The organism is Bacillus massilinigeriensis (assembly GCF_900111815.1).
Lineage (GTDB): Bacteria > Bacillota > Bacilli > Bacillales > Cytobacillaceae > Mesobacillus_C > Mesobacillus_C mediterraneensis.
Window position 1 is genome coordinate 1037755 of the sequence record NZ_LT630004.1, and the last position, 18306, is coordinate 1056060.

At 41.4% G+C, this 18306-nt stretch carries 23 protein-coding genes; 18 read left to right on the forward strand and 5 right to left on the reverse strand.

The window, feature by feature from the left end; genetic code table 11:
* The first annotated feature begins 11 nt into the window (after window positions 1-11).
* Together BQ5796_RS05565 and BQ5796_RS05570 are read left to right on the forward strand one after the other, a co-directional pair.
* Window positions 12-440, forward strand: coding sequence for a CBS domain-containing protein (locus BQ5796_RS05565; RefSeq protein WP_071459326.1), 429 nt, complete (start codon window positions 12-14; stop codon window positions 438-440).
* 261 nt (window positions 441-701) lie between these two features.
* The gene (locus BQ5796_RS05570; RefSeq protein ID WP_234969311.1) at window positions 702-1643 is read left to right on the forward strand and encodes a CAP domain-containing protein; all 942 of its coding nucleotides are present in this window, start codon (window positions 702-704) and stop codon (window positions 1641-1643) included.
* A 24-nt stretch (window positions 1644-1667) separates the two neighbouring features.
* On the opposite strand, the gene BQ5796_RS05575 is transcribed toward BQ5796_RS05570, so the two are convergent.
* The gene (locus BQ5796_RS05575; RefSeq protein WP_071459328.1) at window positions 1668-2021 is read right to left on the reverse strand and encodes a hypothetical protein; all 354 of its coding nucleotides are present in this window, start codon (window positions 2019-2021) and stop codon (window positions 1668-1670) included.
* A 15-nt stretch (window positions 2022-2036) separates the two neighbouring features.
* Window positions 2037-2528: a PaaI family thioesterase gene (locus tag BQ5796_RS05580; RefSeq protein ID WP_071459329.1), complete on the reverse strand. Its 492-nt coding sequence runs from the start codon at window positions 2526-2528 to the stop codon at window positions 2037-2039.
* A 128-nt stretch (window positions 2529-2656) separates the two neighbouring features.
* On the opposite strand from BQ5796_RS05580, the gene BQ5796_RS05585 reads away from it, so the two are divergent.
* The 7 genes from BQ5796_RS05585 to coaD all read left to right on the forward strand — a co-directional run bounded on the left by BQ5796_RS05585 (window position 2657) and on the right by coaD (window position 7076).
* Entirely contained in the window at window positions 2657-3049 is a 393-nt protein-coding gene (locus tag BQ5796_RS05585) for a YlbD family protein (protein ID WP_071459330.1), read from the forward strand.
* A 20-nt stretch (window positions 3050-3069) separates the two neighbouring features.
* Window positions 3070-3294, forward strand: a complete 225-nt coding sequence (locus BQ5796_RS05590) for a YlbE-like family protein (protein WP_346190281.1) — start codon at window positions 3070-3072, stop codon at window positions 3292-3294.
* 89 nt (window positions 3295-3383) lie between these two features.
* Window positions 3384-3827 (forward strand): YlbF/YmcA family competence regulator, encoded by a 444-nt coding sequence (locus tag BQ5796_RS05595; protein ID WP_071459332.1) that lies wholly within the window; start codon window positions 3384-3386, stop codon window positions 3825-3827.
* A 155-nt stretch (window positions 3828-3982) separates the two neighbouring features.
* Window positions 3983-4258 (forward strand): YlbG family protein, encoded by a 276-nt coding sequence (locus tag BQ5796_RS05600; protein WP_071459333.1) that lies wholly within the window; start codon window positions 3983-3985, stop codon window positions 4256-4258.
* Between the two features lie 46 nt (window positions 4259-4304).
* Entirely contained in the window at window positions 4305-5717 is a 1413-nt protein-coding gene (locus BQ5796_RS05605; protein ID WP_071459334.1) for a stalk domain-containing protein, read from the forward strand.
* Window positions 5718-6012: 295 nt separating this feature from the next.
* Window positions 6013-6585 (forward strand): 16S rRNA (guanine(966)-N(2))-methyltransferase RsmD, encoded by a 573-nt coding sequence (gene rsmD / locus BQ5796_RS05610; protein ID WP_071459335.1) that lies wholly within the window; start codon window positions 6013-6015, stop codon window positions 6583-6585.
* 2 nt (window positions 6586-6587) lie between these two features.
* Complete coding sequence (gene coaD, locus BQ5796_RS05615; RefSeq protein WP_071459336.1) at window positions 6588-7076, forward strand: pantetheine-phosphate adenylyltransferase; 489 nt, start codon at window positions 6588-6590, stop codon at window positions 7074-7076.
* 28 nt (window positions 7077-7104) lie between these two features.
* Here coaD and ylbJ read toward each other — a convergent pair whose 3' ends face one another.
* On the reverse strand, window positions 7105-8334 hold the full coding sequence (gene ylbJ, locus BQ5796_RS05620) for a sporulation integral membrane protein YlbJ (protein WP_097677980.1): 1230 nt from the start codon (window positions 8332-8334) through the stop codon (window positions 7105-7107).
* Between the two features lie 234 nt (window positions 8335-8568).
* On the opposite strand from ylbJ, the gene BQ5796_RS05625 reads away from it, so the two are divergent.
* Window positions 8569-9360: a patatin-like phospholipase family protein gene (locus BQ5796_RS05625; RefSeq protein ID WP_071459337.1), complete on the forward strand. Its 792-nt coding sequence runs from the start codon at window positions 8569-8571 to the stop codon at window positions 9358-9360.
* Window positions 9357-10382, forward strand: a complete 1026-nt coding sequence (locus BQ5796_RS05630; RefSeq protein WP_071459338.1) for a SepM family pheromone-processing serine protease — start codon at window positions 9357-9359, stop codon at window positions 10380-10382. The genes BQ5796_RS05625 and BQ5796_RS05630 overlap by 4 nt, the downstream gene beginning before the upstream one ends.
* A gap of 153 nt (window positions 10383-10535) precedes the next feature.
* Here BQ5796_RS05630 and BQ5796_RS05635 read toward each other — a convergent pair whose 3' ends face one another.
* On the reverse strand, window positions 10536-11747 hold the full coding sequence (locus tag BQ5796_RS05635; RefSeq protein ID WP_071459339.1) for a nucleotidyltransferase: 1212 nt from the start codon (window positions 11745-11747) through the stop codon (window positions 10536-10538).
* 163 nt (window positions 11748-11910) lie between these two features.
* Between BQ5796_RS05635 and BQ5796_RS05640 the strand changes: the two genes are divergently transcribed.
* The 4 genes from BQ5796_RS05640 (at window position 11911) to BQ5796_RS05655 (ending at window position 14257) form a co-directional block, all read left to right on the forward strand.
* On the forward strand, window positions 11911-12432 hold the full coding sequence (locus BQ5796_RS05640; RefSeq protein ID WP_071459340.1) for a YceD family protein: 522 nt from the start codon (window positions 11911-11913) through the stop codon (window positions 12430-12432).
* Between the two features lie 83 nt (window positions 12433-12515).
* Window positions 12516-12689, forward strand: coding sequence for a 50S ribosomal protein L32 (gene rpmF, locus BQ5796_RS05645; protein ID WP_071459341.1), 174 nt, complete (start codon window positions 12516-12518; stop codon window positions 12687-12689).
* 152 nt (window positions 12690-12841) lie between these two features.
* Window positions 12842-13573, forward strand: coding sequence for an enoyl-CoA hydratase/isomerase family protein (locus BQ5796_RS05650; RefSeq protein WP_071461166.1), 732 nt, complete (start codon window positions 12842-12844; stop codon window positions 13571-13573).
* A gap of 84 nt (window positions 13574-13657) precedes the next feature.
* The gene (locus BQ5796_RS05655; protein ID WP_071459342.1) at window positions 13658-14257 is read left to right on the forward strand and encodes an RsfA family transcriptional regulator; all 600 of its coding nucleotides are present in this window, start codon (window positions 13658-13660) and stop codon (window positions 14255-14257) included.
* A 146-nt stretch (window positions 14258-14403) separates the two neighbouring features.
* Here the strand turns inward: BQ5796_RS05655 and BQ5796_RS05660 are convergent, their stop codons facing one another.
* The gene (locus tag BQ5796_RS05660; protein WP_071459343.1) at window positions 14404-14886 is read right to left on the reverse strand and encodes an N-acetyltransferase; all 483 of its coding nucleotides are present in this window, start codon (window positions 14884-14886) and stop codon (window positions 14404-14406) included.
* A gap of 208 nt (window positions 14887-15094) precedes the next feature.
* On the opposite strand from BQ5796_RS05660, the gene BQ5796_RS05665 reads away from it, so the two are divergent.
* The 3 genes from BQ5796_RS05665 to BQ5796_RS05675 are packed head-to-tail and all read left to right on the forward strand — an operon-like array spanning window position 15095 to window position 18223.
* Complete coding sequence (locus tag BQ5796_RS05665; RefSeq protein WP_071459344.1) at window positions 15095-16441, forward strand: acetyl-CoA carboxylase biotin carboxylase subunit; 1347 nt, start codon at window positions 15095-15097, stop codon at window positions 16439-16441.
* 12 nt (window positions 16442-16453) lie between these two features.
* Window positions 16454-16666, forward strand: a complete 213-nt coding sequence (locus tag BQ5796_RS05670) for a biotin/lipoyl-containing protein (protein ID WP_071459345.1) — start codon at window positions 16454-16456, stop codon at window positions 16664-16666.
* Between the two features lie 15 nt (window positions 16667-16681).
* Entirely contained in the window at window positions 16682-18223 is a 1542-nt protein-coding gene (locus BQ5796_RS05675) for an acyl-CoA carboxylase subunit beta (protein WP_071459346.1), read from the forward strand.
* Window positions 18224-18306 lie beyond the last annotated feature (83 nt).

Sequence of the window (18306 nt, forward strand, 5' to 3'; positions counted from 1 at the left end):
AGGGATACTCGTTGGAAAAGGTTAGTGATTTGATGACTGCCTCCGTTGAAACATGTTCGCTTCTCGACAATGTTTTTGAAGTGGCTGTCAAGATGAGAGAACATAATGTTGGTTGCATTCCAATTGTAGATGGAGAGAACCTTGTAGGATTGATGACTGACAGAGATATCGTGATAAGAGGTGTAGCGGAAAAACGACCACCTTCTTCAAAAGTGGAGGAGCTTATGACAGGAGCGATTATCTCCATATCTCCTGACGCTTCTACAGAAGAAGCCGCAAAAATGATGGCAAAGCATCAAATTCGCCGTCTTCCAGTTGTTGATAATGGGAAGCTTATAGGCATTGTTGCGTTGGGGGATTTGGCTATAGATCAAAAGACCGATAATCAGGCGAAGCAGGCTCTGACAAACATCTCAGAACAAAGCCATCCCCTACAATAATAAAAGGGTGCTCCGGCACCTTTTTACGATTTTTCAGCTTCATACCGTCACTATCATATGTTGCCGAGGGAATGCTATAATAATATATAGTGGTGTTACATATAATGATAGAAATAGTGCTAGAGAGAAGGTGAGTATCTGCGTACCGTAATCCGGATTTTTATTTTTTCACTGGTTTTCTTGGCTATTGGTTTTTATTTGGGGAACGAAAAAACCTATGACAATAAAGATTATATTAGCCATAAAGAAGTTTCTCCCAAAGTGGATAAGACGCTTAATAAAAATAACAATCAAAACAAGGGAAAAGGAACAGAGCATCCCTTAAGCGGACTCGCAAGTTACATTGGTAAGGATGTAAGCTACTTAATAGCTATTCTTGGTCAGCCTTCAAGGACAGATCAGTCTCCCTATGATTTTCATTGGCTTATCTTTAATGAAAAACAAGGTCAATATGTACAGGCTGGTGTGAAGGATGGAAAGCTAGTGACTATTTATGCTGTAGGGGAAAAGCTTGATACCGCTCCATTCAAAATAGGGGACCCTGCAGAAAAAATATTTTCAAGTCATCCTGTGAACCCGGTCGTAGAATTTAACGATAGAGGGAGTTCCTATAAGTTTGAAATGTCAGAAGACGATATGAATACAAGACCGCTTGTTTCTATCGGAAATATTTTTGCTCAATTATATATAGATAGGTTTACGGGTAAGCTGTCAAGCATCCGTTTTCTCGACGGTGAAACACTTCTGAAACAATTGCCGTATGAAGTGGTTTATCGCGGGACACTCGTAGAGGCTACAGAGCCGAGCGAAAAACAATGGGAAGAAATTCAAGAAAGTGCTGCTAAACAAATACTTGAAATCACTAATATCTTCAGGGAACGTCATAAACTCAAACCCCTTGCATGGGATGAAAAGACAGCCGAAGCGGCATTTCTGCACAGCCGAGAAATGGAGGAAGAAGACTATTTTTCTCATACTTCTAAGGAACATGGAGACCTTTCCGACCGATTGGAGGAAGCGGGTGTTGATTACGAGTTAGCTGGAGAGAACATTGCTGCTAACTACTCTGATGCTCCTGAGGTAACAGAAGGTTGGATGAACAGCGAGGGACATCGTGAAGCTCTCCTAGGCAGTGAGTATACGCATATTGGGGTAGGGGTTTACCGGAAGCATTACACACAGAATTTTATCTTGAAACCATAAAGCGCCCGGTATCTATCGGACGCTTTATATTTTCACTATTCTATTAACTTGAAAGTATCTTTCCTCCCACCGTCCAAAAAGCAGGAGTTTTTCGCCTTTTTGGACGGTGGGAAGATTTATGCCATTTTTGATTGGGATAGTTTTTTTTACGACAATGATATTTTGGCCGCACCTGATCCTAAAGGATAATACATGATTATAGCGATATAGATAGTATCTTTCTTTGTATGATGATGCATCAAGCACTACACCTGTAACGGATGCTTCCTCAGAAAAAGTCTCCATTGCTTCCCATTCTTTATCATGACGTTTTATTTCATTCATAGTTTTCCGGTAGAAATAGAATAGAATAATGGGGATTACGATGGCAGTAACCAAACTATATCAACATCCTTACTTGTTTGCTGGCACTACAAAAAAACTTCCAGTAGCAAATGCGGCTTTTTTTCCATCCTCCCGAAAAACCTCCGCTTCAAGAACCATTGTTTTAGAACCCTTATGTAAAAATCTTGCGGTACATGACAGGCTTTCGCCGTTTCCTGGAGCAAGATAATGTGTGTTCAGCTGTGTTGTCACAGCAGCATATCCTGTCTCTAAGACTTCATTCGCTAAAATTCCCATAGCTGAATCGGCGAGTGTTGCAATGATTCCGCCATGCACGATGTTCAGATTATTATGTACGAGGGAGGAGATGGGAATGGTAATGGTGCATGAATCTTTTGATACAGCTTTCTCCGCTGAAAGCAGACATCCGATATATGAATTGTCGGGAACGGTCAATTTTTTCTCTATTCCCTTCAGGATTTGATCAATTACGAGCCTGTCTTGTACCTCTGCCTTTTCGAACAGTTCCTCAAGCAATGCTATCGCTTCTGCCTTATTCATAAATGAACCTCTTTCGTTTTTTCCCATTTTACCATTTTTTCTGACTGAAAGTGAAAAATGATAATTCACCATTGCTGGTAAAAATTCATACCGTAATATAGGCACTTTTATTGTCGAGGTGAATTACTATGAATAAAAAGAAGGAACTCCATCCATCCGTACAGAAGTTCAAGGAGTTTGTGGCCTCCAACCCTCATATCATTAAGGAAGTCCGTTCAGGAAAAGCAACATGGCAAGGTATATATGAAGAGTGGTATCTGCTGGGCGAAGAGGATGCTCGGTGGAGAGAGGAAAAAAATAACCAAGAGAACTCCTCCAAGGATGAGAAGAAAGATTTTATGGGCCAGATAATGGGAATGTTAAAAAACTTAGATCCTAATCAAGTACAAGGACAAATTCAGAGTCTTAGCGAGGCGATTGGAGCTGTCCAGGCGGTATTATCGCAATTCCAAGGAAAAGGGAGTGCTCCGGGTCAGCCGAAGAATAGCCAGCATCATCCATTCTCTTTTAGGAAGGACTAGACGATATGCGAAGAGAGGTAATGGAATTTATTAGTAGAAGAAAGGACTTGCTCGATTATATAAGGATGCACCCACAATGGTATCGGAAATTATCGAGAAATCCATACGAAGTATCAGCACTTGAAATCGCAGCGTTGCATTTTCATGAACGGACGATCCCTCATCATGTCCAAAAGTTTTCAAACGGAGTCCAAATGGCATCTATGATGATGGGGATGCTTGCTAGTATGAAACAACAAGACTGAGATTTTTGTAAACTTATTCCTTTTTGAAAGGTACTTCTTCGCAAACCTTCCTTTTTCATGGTAAAATATGAAATGGAGGTGGGCGTTGCATGCTTGCTACAATGGAAAGAGTACACTTGCTGGAGGAAGCTCGTTCCTTGGCTTATATGATTAAAGAGTCTGAACAGGCTGAATATTATTGGCAATGTTACAATAGATTGCAAAACAATCAGGATTCCCAACGGAAAATAAAGGCTTTCGTAATGATGAAAAATCGTTACGAAGAGGTTCAAAGATTTGGAAGGTACCACCCTGATTACAAGGAGGTAATGGGACAAATCAGGGTCCTAAAGAGAGAAATGGATCTTGATCACGCTGTTGCAGAATTTAAAAAAGCGGAAAATGAACTGCAAAGCCTTCTTGATGAAGTGAGTATCATTGTCGGTAAATCTGTTTCGGAAAGTGTAAAGGTGCCTACCGGAAATCCGTTTTTCTCAGCTTCCTCCTGCGGCGGGGGATGTGGAAGCGGTGGCGGCTGTGGCTGTTCTGCTTAAGCTAGAGAAAATGAACCGAGTCAAATACGAGGCCATATAAAATTTATATAGTTTGGCCTGTGAAAAAAACATAGAAACGTTGGCGATAACATTGAAAAATTTCTGTTTTCTATGCTAGACTAGGAGAAGCATACGCTTTCTGAAGGGGAAAAAATATGATAGGTCAAAGACAAGGAATTATTGTTTGGCTTTATTCTTTAAAGCAGGCGAAGATGTTAAGAAGATTCGGCAATGTCCATTATGTATCGAAGAAACTCAAGTATGCAGTATTATATTGTAATCAGGAAGAAGTAGAGACATTATTGAAGAAACTTCAATCTTATTCGTTTGTAAAGAAAGCGGAGCCTTCATTCAAACCATTTTTGAAGTTGGAGTATGAGAATTCGGCTCCTGATAAAGCAAAAGAATATGACTATAAGATGGGAATTTAAAGCGAGGAGCAATCCCCGCTTTTTTTCTTGGAAAAGAGGTAGTTCCATGGGTAAAGCTGGACGCTTGCTTTTTTGTTTGATTGTTGGTGTAATTGCTGTCATTATCGCTGTACAGTGGACGACATTCAATGATCAGCGAAAGAGTGATACCACAATGAAAATTCACCATGCCGTTATCACGGTTTCCGTTGAAACGAGTTCGAATGAGCTCGATATCACCGAAGAAATTACTGGCTTAAATACAGATTCAATTTATCAATTTCAATTCCCAACCAACGTGAGTGGATTCACATGTTCCAATCTTGACGGTAAACCCTGCAGGAAAACCGATGAACAAGGCGCATCATATAGTACGAAAGATAAAGGCTTTGTGCTCAGGTACCATGTCCCTATAAATGGTGATTCCCGAGCTTTTCTTTTGGAAGATTGGATAGTTAAGGTAGGTGGAGTGGAAAAATGGCGAATTTCCATCAATATTACCGATACCAACAAACAAAAAGGGAGTTGGGCAGCAGGCATTCCTTTTCATGGCTCTGAGAGCAAGGATCTCATTCAATATACTGTATTCAAAGGGAAAAATACTTATCCCGCTATTTATTGGCAAAGAGAAAAATTGGAAAATGTCAGAATAACTAATGGAATAGATATTTATAGAAAATCCCAAAGCAGTATGGGAACCCCAGAGTTTTCAGATTTCGCAGCACTAGCAAAAAAAGGACATGTATCTATGGTCCTGACTGATAGCGGGATTGACGCTTCCAGCAGTGGGTTGATTGTTTCTCGTGAGGATAAGGGGCTGCGATATCAGTTAGCGCGGGAGCTTGTTTCCCGACGCTTTGCTCAATTGCGTTCTGAAGAAGCTTGGATAATAGAGGCAATCACTTCTTTATTTGCGAATGATATTGCGACGACTGGCAGGGCCGAGAAGGCAATAACAGAGTTAAAGCGTAATTTGTCCTCAGAGGAACTCTATGCGTTTAAAGAATTAATTGCAAAAGAAAAAAACCTCCTTTCCTTCCGCAGACTTGATAAGTTGCTCGGGATTGCAGCAGGTCTAGAAACAAATTACTTTTCAATGAACAAAGATATCAGAAGTCCATATACCGAACTTGCCTTTCATGGAAAACGGTCACTTTTTGTGAACGGTCGCTCAAAAGGCTACTTAACAGTGATGGATCTTGGGGAGAGTATTTTGCTTCCTGCGCGGGAAACTATTGAAGCACTTGGCTATACTTATAAGGTAAATAAAGGCTTTGTATACATGGAAAAAGGTAAAGAAAGCTATAGATTTCAAAAGGATAGCGCGCTATTTGAGCATAACGGAGAGAAATTCGGGTTGGTCGAACGTCCCTTTGTTGAAAAAGAGGGGGTTTTATTCGTAAAATCCGAAACCATTCAAACATTATTTAACGTTTTCGTTGCCGAGGAAGGAAGAAAAATAAAGCTTACATCCGGCTGATTGCTTTAAAAATAAAAAAACCTGCATTTCTGCAGGTTCCTTCTATATCTTTACAGGACAGAAGGCAAAGGGAGAGGAGAAACCGGAGGAAGAACTTATGGGGAACGTAAGCCTTCTCCGCGGTTGGCAACAACATCCTTACTGATGTTGTTACTATCATTATTTCCGTAATTCCATAATATATACACACTTTTTTGATAACCCTTTTTTAAATATGGTAGGATAGGAAGCGTAAAAATAGTAAAATCGATACTTAAGGTCATTCTAAACATATATATATTAAAGGAGTTTGTTTATGAGGGTAGTATCAGGAGTCTTAAAAGGACGGGCGTTGAAAGCGGTGCCTGGCAATACAACAAGACCTACTACAGACAAGGTGAAAGAGGCACTCTTCAACATGATCGGTCCTTATTTTTCGGAGGGAATCGGTCTTGATCTATTTGCTGGCAGCGGCGGATTAGGGATAGAGGGATTGAGCCGGGGACTAGATAAGGTCATTTTCGTTGATAGAGATAAAAAGGCAATCGCTACCATTCATGATAATATCGAATCGCTTGGTCTTCAAAGCAGGTCGGAAATTTATCGGAACGATGCAGAAAGAGCTTTAAAGGCTTTAAAAAAGAGGGATTTCCTGCTTGATTTTGTCTTCTTAGATCCTCCCTACAGAAAACAGCAGCTGATCAAGCTGATGGAAATGATGGTAGAGAGCAACTTGCTCGCATATGATGGGAAGGTTATTTGCGAACATGCTTCCGATATTGTATTGCCTCCTAAAATTGGTCTATTAGAGCAGGTAAGGCACGAGGTGTATGGCATCATTGGAATAACAATATATATTTGGAATGAGAACAAGAGGGAGGACATTTAATTATGGCAAGTATTGCGGTATGTCCAGGGAGTTTTGACCCGATAACCAATGGGCATTTGGATATCATTACAAGAGGGGCGAAAGTTTTTGACCAGGTGTATGTTGTTTTATTAAACAATTCTTCAAAGAACCCGCTCTTTTCAGTAGAAGAACGAATCGAGCTAATCAAGATGGTAACGAAAAGTCTTCCTAATGTAAATGTGGATTCCTTTCAAGGCCTCCTTGTCGATTATGCTGAGGCCGTTCGTGCAAATGCCATTATTCGCGGCTTGCGTGCAGTATCCGATTTTGAATACGAAATGCAAATTACATCCATGAACAGGGTGTTGAACGAAGATATTGAGACGTTTTTCATCATGACGAATAATCAGTATTCTTTTTTAAGTTCAAGTATTGTTAAAGAGGTTGCAAAATATGGTGGGAATATTAGTGAATTGGTACCTCCTGAAGTGGAAAGAGCATTGAATGGGAAATATGTTAAAAAAGCATAAAAAAACGAGCCACTTGTGCTCGTTTTTTTTATGCTTTAGTCATCGCTGTTCTTTTTATCTGGATATAGATGTAACAACAAAGAGTGAATATGGTGATAATTGGCCCAGTTGTTTCAAGTTGAACATGCCATTGAGCAATGTTCCAGCCGCTATCAGCCATCGCTCGGAATACAGGCAATGCCAAAGAGGATTCACTATCTTGAAAAAATGACTTCAGATATAGAGGATTCCAGAGGATTAGGGCATAAATGCCCGCAAAGCAGCCGTGCAGAATCCTTGCAATGAAAAAAGGTTTAAAACGGATATCTGTCTGGGCAAGTATGCTTGCTACCTGTGCCTGTACGCTAAATCCGCTAAAACCAAGCACCATACTTGTGATGATAGCCTTCTGCAGTAGGGAAGCATCTTGCGCCTGGCTAGTCATTTGGCTTCCAAGGGTGATTTCAAACAAGCCTGATAAGAATGGCAGACTTAGCTCAACGGGTAGGTGAAACAATAGAAATAATTTCTCGAGAAAAAAAGAAATAAACCCAGTTATTTGAAGGTGAAATAAAAGCTTATTAATGACAGAAAAAAGAATGATAAATCCGCCAATCATCAGGAGTGTATGGACCGACGACATAACCGCATCTCCCAGCATCTTTCCGATGGGACGGTTATCCTTAAGCCTTGTCGTATGAAGGACTTGAAAAGCTTTACGGAGAGTGGGGCGGCTATCGTTTTTTTTATTAGGGGGTTTCTCTTCCGCTCCGTGAAACCTCATGATTAGCCCAACGGTAAAATTCCCCAAGTAATGTGCGAGTGCAAGAATAACTCCGAGACGAACATCGTAGAAAAAACCGACGGAAACCGCTCCGAATATAAACAATGGATTGGAGGAATTGGTAAAGCATACGAGGCGCTCCGCTTCGAGTCTTGTTAGTTGTCCTTCTTGCCGAAGCCTTGCTGTCAGTTTTGCCCCTGATGGATAGCCTGAAGCCATGCCCATAGCCCATACGAATCCTCCGGCACCAGGAACTCTAAAAAGGGGACGCATCAAGGGTTCTAGAAGGAAACCAATGAATTTTACAACACCGAAGCCGATTAACATTTCTGATACGATAAAGAAGGGAAGCAGCGATGGAAAAACAATTTCCCACCACATGTCAAGCCCCCTGATGGAGGCATCAAATGCTTCCTGTGGGAAGGCAATCAATGAGAAAGCCATCAGTGTTACTACTGTGGCAAGGAACAGGGTTTTCAATTTTGCGTTTTGCACCGTACATCCTCCCTCCGGGGGTATAAAGCTGTGAAACGATGGCAATTGGTGTTAAAATGAAGCATATTATAAACCCACCAATGGGTAAAAGAATCTATGCCAGCACAGACGTGTCCATTGCTGCTGTAAAGCCATTCCATCGGCCTTGTCCTCATATAAATCAATATACTCGAAAGGGCGCAAATTAGACCATCTGTTTATATGGCTCGAGAGATTTCTTAGGAGGGATAAGGAATGAAACGACCTAAGATAGGATTGGCTTTAGGATCTGGTGGAGCAAGGGGATTTGCCCATTTAGGGGCAATACGAGTGTTGAAGGAAGAAGGCGTTCCAATCGATTTAATAGCTGGAAGCAGCATGGGGGCAATGGTTGCTTGCTTCTATGGTGCAGGTCTTGATATTACGAAGCTCTATAAGCTTGCGAGTGCTTTTAGACGTAAATACTATCTCGATTTCACCGTACCTAAAATGGGGTTCATAGCCGGTAACAGAGTGAAGGAGTTGATCAGAATCTTTACTCACGGGAAGAAAATGGAGGAGTTGGATATTCCTGTTTCAGTGGTAGCAACAGATCTTTTATCAGGGGAGAAAGTCATTTTCAAAGAAGGGCCGATTGATGAGGCAGTTCGGGCGAGTATTTCCATCCCGGGAATTTTTGTTCCCGTTAGGCGAAATGGGCGCATACTAGTGGATGGAGGAGTTGCAGACAGGATTCCCGTTTCTGTGGCAAGGGAAATGGGTGCAGATATTGTTATAGGTATTGATGTCTCACACGTAAAGGCAAATGCAGAAATTTCATCTATATACGATGTCATCATGCAGAGTATTGATATAATGCAAATGGAGCTTGTTTCCCATCGCAAGGTGGCATCCGATATTATGATTCAGCCAAGGGTAGAAATGTTCAGTTCTAGGGCTTTTACAAACATAGAAGAAATTATTCAGATTGGCGAACAGGAAGCGAGAAGGCACATCAGCGAAATCAAGAAAGCGATTGAGGAATGGAAGGAGTCCAATGGAGGATGAAAAGAAAAATAACATTTCGTGTAAGTTTGCTAGCGGCAATACTTTTGGTGGCAAGTGCTTTTTATTATTTGCCCTATTATATAACCAAACCAGGAATGGCAAAGGAGCTTGCGCCAATTATTAAAGTGCATGGCGGCTATGAAGAAGAGGGGAGTTTTATGCTCACGACCGTCCGAATGGGGCGGGCTAATATATATTCATACGTGATAGCAAAATACAGCAAGTACCAGGAAATCTTTCCTGTAGAAGCAATCAGGCAGGAAAACGAGACGGAAGAGGATTATACGAAAAGGCAGCTTCATATGATGGATAGTTCCAAGAACAATGCCATATCTGTAGCGTACAAAGAGGCAGGATTGCCGGTTAACTATGATTACAAGGGAGTTTATGTCATGCAGGTTGTGCCGGGAATGCCGGCAGAAGGAAAGCTGGTTCCTGGTGACCGCATCACTCGTTTAGACGGACATAAATTTCAATCATCTTCCGAGTTTATTGAATATGTTAGTGCTAAAAAAGCAGGAGAAAAGGTAAATCTCCTCATTAAGCACGCAGGAAAAGAAAAAGCTATTGTCCTTCCGTTAAAGCAATTCGACAAAAAGAATCCACGGGCAGGAATAGGGATTGTTCCAGTAGATGACAAAACTATCAAAGTAGATCCGAAAGTGACTGTCAATTCCGAAGAAATCGGTGGTCCATCTGCAGGATTGATGTTTACGCTTGAAATTTATAATCAGCTGAACAAGGAAGATATAACAAAAGGGTATGAAATAGCTGGAACGGGAAGGATATCGGAGGATGGTAATGTTGGACCGATAGGTGGCATAGAACAGAAGATTATTGCAGCAGACAAAGCGAAAGCAGAGATATTTTTTGCACCTAATGAAGGCGGTGCAAAAAAATCAAACTACACGGATGCGATGAGAACTGCAAAAGACATTGGAACTAAGATGAAGATAGTTCCAGTTGATACTTTTAAAGACGCATTGAATTATTTGAATGGCTTAAAAGAAAAAGCAAGCTGAAAATTAAAGCTTGCTCAAACTGTAGACAAACTCGATTTCCATTGAATCTGTCTACAGTTTTTTATTTTCAAGCTGAATGGGCTGTTGATTCCGTTCAAGAAGTTTCGTTTTCCAGGGGTGGTACGGGAAACATCCTCGGCTCCTTTTGGGCAATTAAAGTTCCAGGAATGGGGATTGAATAAATTCCTTTTCCATAAGTTTCTTTTTTGCGCTTCCACTAATGCCCATGGCATAAATTCTAGCCGCTTTGATGTCATTATCGAGCTCCCCATTCTTTGCGGAAGAAGCCTTCGTAAACAAAGGGAGCCCTAAGTTTTTTTTATAGTGCTGCAGGTAGGTTCTCCCCTTTTTTGTGAAACCAAGAAGCCGGAGGTAGTCCGCCTTTCTGCTTGCTTGGATTACCTTGTCTCTTAAAGAGTTTAACAGGAGGTGAGTACAAACCCGTTGAAGCCTTGTCCATGTGTACCTTTTGGTTTTTACCTCTGTCATAAAGCTCGAAAAAGAATCCGAGCGCAAGACATATTTTCGAAAGCGGGATTCCAGGCCTTCATCCATGCCATAAATGGAACGCAACTCATTATCGGTGCTCTCAATTAGCCTGTATTGAAGAAACGGCCAATAGAGCTCCCATGTATGAAGCTTGCCGTAAAGATGTTGATACTCTTTTAACAAGCGGGATGAATATTCTGGTATGTAGGGGCTAATATCCGTTCCTTCACCGCCTGAAAAGATAGCTTTTCGGATGCTTGTCGCACTTGCAATTGAGTCAGAGGAAAAGTGTTCATCATGATATCCAGCATTTTTTCTAGTAATTGTATAAGGGATAAGGTCTACTCCAAGTTCCTCGATGGCACGCATATATTGAAATCCAAGGATATTGTTCGGTAATGATAAGTCGACAAGACCGTCATTTGGGTGACATTCTTGAAAGGCTAACGCGGCAGCTTTCGGATAACTGACTCCATTGGTAACATGGCTTTTTATTTTCTTTTGGTAAGATTCTTTTTGACTATTCAAAAATTCAAGTGTCCGGCCGAATGCGGCGGTATCCCCGGATTCACTGCCAAAACACAGGTATTTACATTGTGCAGCACCTAGGAGCGAAACAGCTCCCTTGGCGAATATGTCTGCCTGTTGGACGGCAAAATGAAATGGCAGCTCAAAGACAATATCTGCCCCGCCCAACAAGGCCATTTGAGCTCTTGTCCATTTATCGCAAAGAGCAGGTTCTCCCCGCTGAAGAAAATTGCCGCTCATGACTGCGATAACGACATCTGCTCCAGTATTCTTCCTTGCCTCGGCCAAGTGGAATCTATGGCCATTATGGAAAGGATTGTATTCAACAATCACACCTACTGCTTCCATGACTGCTCCCCTTTCAAACTTGCTCTCCCAAGTATATAATGGATGAAGGTTATAAAAAATGTTTAACAATGTTCCATTATGCCTAAATTATAGTGTAAAGAAAAAATATTGACAAATGGGTAGGCGAAAGCTATAATTACCTTTGTTGCCTTGGGGTGATTCTATGAAATGGACAATTAGTCAGCTACAAAAATACCGCAATAAGGAATTCACGATTGATGAAACGGTTAGGGCAGATGAAATAAAGGAAACTGATTCTTCAATAAGATCAGTATCTCCAATGCACATAACCGGTAGGGCAGACATCAGCGCTAGAAAGGTGACTTTTCATCTCCATATCGAAGGCTATCTCATTCTACCTTGCTCTCGTACCCTAGTGGATGTAAATTATCCAGTGGACGTAAGGACAACGGAAATTTTTCTATTGAATGGCAGCGAATATGAAACAGAAGAAGAAGTTCACCAGGTGAAGGGCGATGTCATCGATGTGATGCCCGTCATTAGGGAAATCCTTTTGCTTGAAGTTCCAATCCAGGTTTTTTGTGAAGACGACAGCAATCAGGAAGGTGCACCCCAATCGGGGAAGGACTGGGAAGTGGTCCATGAAGTGAAAAAAGAAAAAGTGGATCCCCGTCTTGCCGGATTGGCTAATTTCTTTGATCAAAAAGACTCGTCGGAAGATTGAATCGCCGAAAAAGAATCATGGAGCACCGGCTGTTTTGCCGGCCTTCATAGACTACCTTTATTCTCTTTAAGGAGGTGGGAAGAATGGCTGTACCATTTAGAAGAACGTCTAAAACTGCGAAAAGAAAACGCCGTACTCATTTTAAATTACAGGTTCCAGGCATGGTTGCATGCCCTAACTGCGGTGAAATGAAACTTGCTCACCGTGTTTGCAAGGAATGCGGAACATACAAGGGAAAAGATGTCGTAAACGACTAATCTCCCTTGAAAAAAGCACAGGATAATCCTGTGCTTTTTTGCGTTTTCGAACAAGAAAAATCTAATTAGCAAGGATAGCTTATGATAAAATGATAGGAATTGTATTCCAATAGAGTTAGGAGGAAGGAACATTGGCATATAAGTTAATAAACATGCCTGGGGGGCAGCTTGTTTTCTCTATCGAAAGACCAGAAAGGAGAAATGCTGTAAATTATGCTGTGATGGATGGATTGAAGGAAGCAATCCGCCTATCAAAGGAACCATATGTGACAGGATTAGTGATTACAGGCAGTGGAAACGCTTTTTGCTCTGGCGGTGACTTGTCTATATTTCATGGCTTGATAACCGCAGATGAAGCAAAACAAATGCTTTCAAGAATGGCAGGTATCTTGTATGAACTTATGACGCTTACGAAGCCGACTGTAGCTCTGCTAAATGGTACGGCTGTCGGGGGAGGATGTGAGCTTGCGGCAGCATGTGATTTCAGGATAGCGAAGGATGGAATCAGGGCAGGTTTCATTCAAGGAAGGCTTGGAATCACGACAGGCTGGGGAGGAGGAACAATCCTTCTCGAGAGAATGCAGCCTTCTAAAGCATTAAAAATGCTCGCAAGCGCAAAGGTTTATTCAGCGAAAGAACTGATGGAAATAGGATTTGTAGACGTCATCACTGATGGCGAGCTATTTCAAGCTTGTGAAGAATTTTTTACGGATAATGACGGTAAAGAGATAGGGGTCTTAAGCGCATATAAACAAATGCTAGTACGCAAGTGGAGGGCTGCTTCCCTGTGGGAAAGGATAGAAGAAGAGGTAGGTCAATGTTCACTTCTATGGGAAACGGATGCCCATCATGAAAAAGTAGCAGCGTTTTTGAATAAAAGGTAAAAGGTTACTTGCCGAAATAAAAGCATTCTATCTTTCCTACTAGATGCATAAGATGGATTAAAAAACAGTAGGAGGAATGCGCTGATGACTTTGACACGTCAAGATGCCTGGACCCAGGATGAGGATTTGCTGCTAGCTGAGACGGTGCTTCGACATATTCGCAATGGTGGAACGCAATTGAAAGCATTTGAGGAGGTCGGCAAGCAACTATCGAGAACAGCAGCAGCCTGTGGCTTCAGGTGGAATTCATCCGTTCGGAAACAGTTCCATTCAGGAATAGAATTAGCTAAAAGGCAGAGGAAAGAAATAAAAAAGCCAGAAAAGAAAACGGAGTCTGCCCGAAACGTGGACATTTCCAATCAACAGCCTGCAGTGTGTAAAATGGAAAATAAGCGTTTAAGTCTTGAAGATGTAAAAAACTTTTTGGATGGACTATTTGAACTTGCGGAAAAAGAATCGTTAATCGAGACGGAAAAAATTAAAGAATATGAAATGCGGATAAAGGAATTAGAACGTCAAATCTATTACTTGTCTGCTGAAAATGAAAAGCTCGAAAATAAGCTGGATACAGTTGAAAAAGATCACAGAGCTATCATGGAAATAATGGAGCGGGCAATAAGAATGAGAGCTATTCATGATTCTGATAGGGGAAGAGAATTGACAGCTTCCAACAGGGAGAAATAAACGTTTTGCAATAGGGGATTGAACAAAAAGGTGGTATAGCGAAAATAAAAAGCCATTCTTCCATCCGACTGGAAAGAAGAATGACTTTTTTGTTGGAGCAAGAAATTTCATCTACCCTTGTGATAGCAGGTGTTTTTTTTATCGTCTTAATCTTTTTCGTGCACCTGTTCCGTAACCCCCTGTGGATACCAAACAAGAGGGTTTTCTCCTTTGTCTCTATCCACCTCATAGGTTGCGGGTGTGAAACCTAGGGCCGTCCAAAAATCAAACGATCGAATACGTGAGTTCGTTTTGATTGGAAGACCAAATCCTTTTGCAAATTCAACAAGCGCTCTTCCATAACCTTTACGCTGGTAGTCAGGAATTACTTCTAGCTTCCAAAGCTCAAAGTAATCCTGGGCCGGGTCGAAATAGCGATTAAATTTAGCTTGTACTTTATAAAGACTCATACGAGCGACGAGCTTATCGCCGAAATATATACCATAAAAAGGAGAATCGCTGTCATTCTCAATAATATTGGCTTCCAAATCTTCAACCATAGAAAGCTCTTGGTGGCCGTATTCCTTGAACCTTTTAAATTCTTCAAGGGTTTTGTAGTTAACTTTCAGTCTTTCCACTTTATGTTCCATCTTCATCCCCCTGCTTCAAGGCCTGCGTTTTTTGCCCTGTAAAAGTAAGGAATTAGCAGGCTTATTTTGTCTGTGATTTTATTATATTATAAAAACGCAAAAAATTCTGCCTTTAGAACCGAAAACGTTTTCAATTTTTGCAGGAAATAGACAGAATATTATAGAACTTTATATAGTGAAACTAGTTTACCTAGAAAGGGGATAAAGCGTGCGAAAAATTCTGATTGCCAATAGAGGAGAAATTGCGCTTCGTATTATCAACACTTGTAAGTATTTGGGGATTGAGACGATTGCCGTCTTTTCCGATGCCGATAAGGACTTGCCGTATGTCAAAGAAGCAGATTATGCATTCAGAATCGGGGAACCGCCCGTTCAAAAATCGTATTTAAACAGCGGCGTCATACTTGAAATTGCGACAAGAGAAAATGCTGATGCTATCCATCCGGGTTATGGATTTTTATCAGAAAATGCAACTTTCGCCAGGGAAGTAATGGAGAATGGCTTAATATTTATCGGACCATCCCCTGATACGATAGAAGCAATGGGTGACAAAATTATAGCACGCGAGACGATGAAGAGGGCAGGAGTACCGGTTGTCCCGGGAAGCGGTGGAGGAGTATCTACCTTAGAGGAAGCCATCGCTCTTGCGGAGGAAATCGGTTTTCCTGTCATGCTGAAGGCAAGTGGAGGCGGCGGTGGAATTGGCATGGTGCGCTGTGAAAATGAGCAGGCGCTCAGCAAACAATATGATTCCACGAAATCGAGAGCAAAGGCATACTTTGGTTCCGATCAAGTATTTGTAGAAAAGTTCATCAAAGAAGCACGTCATATAGAAGTGCAGATCTTCGGCGACCAACATGGAAATATCGTTCATTTATTTGAAAGAGACTGCTCCATTCAAAGAAGACATCAAAAAGTAGTGGAAGAGGCTCCTTCTCCGTCATTGTCTGATCAAGGAAGAGCCCGGCTTTACCAGACCGCCATTTCCGCAGCGAAAGCAGTAGATTACACGAATGCAGGGACAGTAGAGTTTATTGTCGATTCAGAAGAAAATTTTTACTTCCTTGAAATGAATACAAGGCTTCAAGTGGAACACCCCGTCACTGAATCAATAACCGGACTTGATCTTGTGAAATGGCAAATTCTTGTGGCGAGCGGGGAGAGGCTTCCATTATTGCAAGAAGAAATTAAAGCATCCAATGTGGCAATGGAGTTCAGGCTATACGCCGAAGACCCTGTAACCTATTTTCCATCTCCAGGAACGCTTACAGCATTCCATTGGGATGTAAATTCAAGGGTAAGAGTGGATACAGGTTACCAGGAAGGAAATACAGTTACACCGTTTTATGATCCGATGATTGCCAAAATCATTACGTCAGGAAAAAATCGTGAGGAAGCGATTGCAGAAGCGAGGAGGTTTTTTGAAGGTCTCAGCATGGTGGGAATCAAATCGAATGTCCCTCTTTTTAAAGAAATATTAAAAGAGGAAATCTTCCTTTCAGGAGACTATTCAACTTCCTATCTCGAGTCTATTAAGAAAAATGCAATTAAATAGGAGGATTTACTGATGAAAAAGATAACAGCAGCAATGGCAGGTACTGTCTTGAATGTCCTGGTAAATGTAGGGGATGAAATTATGGCCGGCCAGGAAGTAATGATGATTGAATCAATGAAAATGGAAATCCCTGTTGAATCTGCAGCACCTGGAAAGGTTTCTGAAATTAAAGTGAACATCGGAGACTTTGTGAATGAAGCCGATGAACTGATCATATTGGAATAAAACAGGAGGGTGAATATGGAGAAAACAAGAAATTTGACAACGGATCTTCTGGAAAAAAAGAAAAAAATTGAAGCTGGTGGACAACCGAAGTATCACGAAAAACTTAAAGCACAGAATAAGCTTTTTGTTCGTGATCGATTAAAATTGTTGTTTGATGACGGTATTTACAAAGAAGATGGTGAATTTGCGAATTGTCTCGCAAATGATCTTCCTGCCGATGGAGTTGTAACTGCAATAGGGAAAATAGAAGGAAGAACAGTTTGTGTAATGGCGAATGACTCTACTATAAAAGCCGGATCCTGGGGGGCGAGGACGGTTGAAAAAATTATTCGGATTCAGGAAACAGCAGAAAAGCTAAGAGTGCCTATGCTATATTTAGTTGATTCAGCTGGTGCGAGGATTACCGATCAGCTTCAAATGTTTCCGAATAGGCGAGGGGCAGGAAAAATATTTTATAACCAAGTGAAACTTTCCGGGATGATTCCGCAGGTATGTATTTTATTTGGCCCTTCCGCTGCAGGAGGGGCGTACATTCCAGCTTTTTGCGACATCGTTATCATGGTGGACCAAAATGCCTCCATGTATTTGGGTTCTCCACGTATGGCCGAAAAAGTTATTGGAGAAAAAGTCACCCTTGAGGAAATGGGCGGCGCCAGGATGCACTGCACCGTAAGCGGATGTGGAGACTATTTAGCATACAGTGAAGAAGAAGCGATCGATACAGCTAAGAAATATCTTGGATATTTTCCTGATAACTATACAAAAAAGCCAGCAGAAACAAACGCTGTAGCTCCTATTTCTGACAAGGAACTTGAGGAGATTATACCGCTTAACCAGAATGCACCATTTGATATGTATGAATGTATCGATTGCCTGATTGATGGAGAGAGTTGGTTTGAAATGAAAAAGCTGTTCGCTCCTGAGCTAATTACAGGACTTGCAAGGATAGATGGCAAGCCTATCGGCATTATTGCCAATCAGCCAAAAGTAAAAGGAGGAGTTCTTTTCGTCGACTCAGCGGATAAGGCTGCGAAGTTCATTGCATTATGCGATGCTTTCCATATTCCCCTTTTATTCCTTGCTGATGTCCCGGGTTTCATGATTGGGACAAAAGTGGAGCGTGCTGGAATTATCAGGCATGGCGCGAAGCTGATTGCAGCAATGAGTTCAGCAACCGTTCCAAAAATCTCCGTCATTGTGCGCAAAGCTTATGGTGCTGGCTTATATGCAATGGCTGGGCCAGCTTTTGAACCTGATTGCTGTATCGCCCTTCCAACCGCACAGATAGCTGTGATGGGACCTGAAGCCGCAGTTAATGCAGTCTATAGCAATAAAATTAACGAGATTACAGATCCGAAAGAAAAACTAGCGTTCATTCAAGAAAAGCATCAGGAGTACAAAGAACATATCGATATCTACCGACTTGCATCAGAAATGATAATAGATGATATTGTTGAGCCGGCCACTTTGAGGAAAGAGCTGATGGATCGGTTCGCTATTTACTCGACAAAAGAATTGAAGTTTGCAAGCAGAAAGCATCCTGTTTATCCTGTATGATTAGGAAAACAGCAGTCCATTACCAGACTGCTGTTTTTTCGTATAGACTGTTAGCAAACCAACATCATTTTCTGTTAGAATAT

Bases quoted from the DNA above. Each gene is read 5' to 3' on its own strand.
- BQ5796_RS05585 (WP_071459330.1), top strand. From the start codon at position 2,657: ATGAATAAAAAGAAGGAACTCCATCCATCCGTACAGAAGTTCAAGGAG.
- BQ5796_RS05640 (WP_071459340.1), top strand. From the start codon at position 11,911: ATGAAATGGACAATTAGTCAGCTACAAAAATACCGCAATAAGGAATTC.
- BQ5796_RS05590 (WP_346190281.1), top strand. From the start codon at position 3,070: ATGGAATTTATTAGTAGAAGAAAGGACTTGCTCGATTATATAAGGATG.
- BQ5796_RS05650 (WP_071461166.1), top strand. From the start codon at position 12,842: ATGCCTGGGGGGCAGCTTGTTTTCTCTATCGAAAGACCAGAAAGGAGA.
- BQ5796_RS05600 (WP_071459333.1), top strand. From the start codon at position 3,983: ATGATAGGTCAAAGACAAGGAATTATTGTTTGGCTTTATTCTTTAAAG.
- BQ5796_RS05635 (WP_071459339.1), bottom strand. From the start codon at position 11,747: ATGGAAGCAGTAGGTGTGATTGTTGAATACAATCCTTTCCATAATGGC.
- BQ5796_RS05675 (WP_071459346.1), top strand. From the start codon at position 16,682: ATGGAGAAAACAAGAAATTTGACAACGGATCTTCTGGAAAAAAAGAAA.
- coaD (WP_071459336.1), top strand. From the start codon at position 6,588: ATGGCAAGTATTGCGGTATGTCCAGGGAGTTTTGACCCGATAACCAAT.
- BQ5796_RS05625 (WP_071459337.1), top strand. From the start codon at position 8,569: ATGAAACGACCTAAGATAGGATTGGCTTTAGGATCTGGTGGAGCAAGG.
- rpmF (WP_071459341.1), top strand. From the start codon at position 12,516: ATGGCTGTACCATTTAGAAGAACGTCTAAAACTGCGAAAAGAAAACGC.
- BQ5796_RS05595 (WP_071459332.1), top strand. From the start codon at position 3,384: ATGCTTGCTACAATGGAAAGAGTACACTTGCTGGAGGAAGCTCGTTCC.
- BQ5796_RS05670 (WP_071459345.1), top strand. From the start codon at position 16,454: ATGAAAAAGATAACAGCAGCAATGGCAGGTACTGTCTTGAATGTCCTG.
- BQ5796_RS05605 (WP_071459334.1), top strand. From the start codon at position 4,305: ATGGGTAAAGCTGGACGCTTGCTTTTTTGTTTGATTGTTGGTGTAATT.
- rsmD (WP_071459335.1), top strand. From the start codon at position 6,013: ATGAGGGTAGTATCAGGAGTCTTAAAAGGACGGGCGTTGAAAGCGGTG.
- BQ5796_RS05580 (WP_071459329.1), bottom strand. From the start codon at position 2,528: ATGAATAAGGCAGAAGCGATAGCATTGCTTGAGGAACTGTTCGAAAAG.
- BQ5796_RS05660 (WP_071459343.1), bottom strand. From the start codon at position 14,886: ATGGAACATAAAGTGGAAAGACTGAAAGTTAACTACAAAACCCTTGAA.
- BQ5796_RS05655 (WP_071459342.1), top strand. From the start codon at position 13,658: ATGACTTTGACACGTCAAGATGCCTGGACCCAGGATGAGGATTTGCTG.
- BQ5796_RS05630 (WP_071459338.1), top strand. From the start codon at position 9,357: ATGAAAAGAAAAATAACATTTCGTGTAAGTTTGCTAGCGGCAATACTT.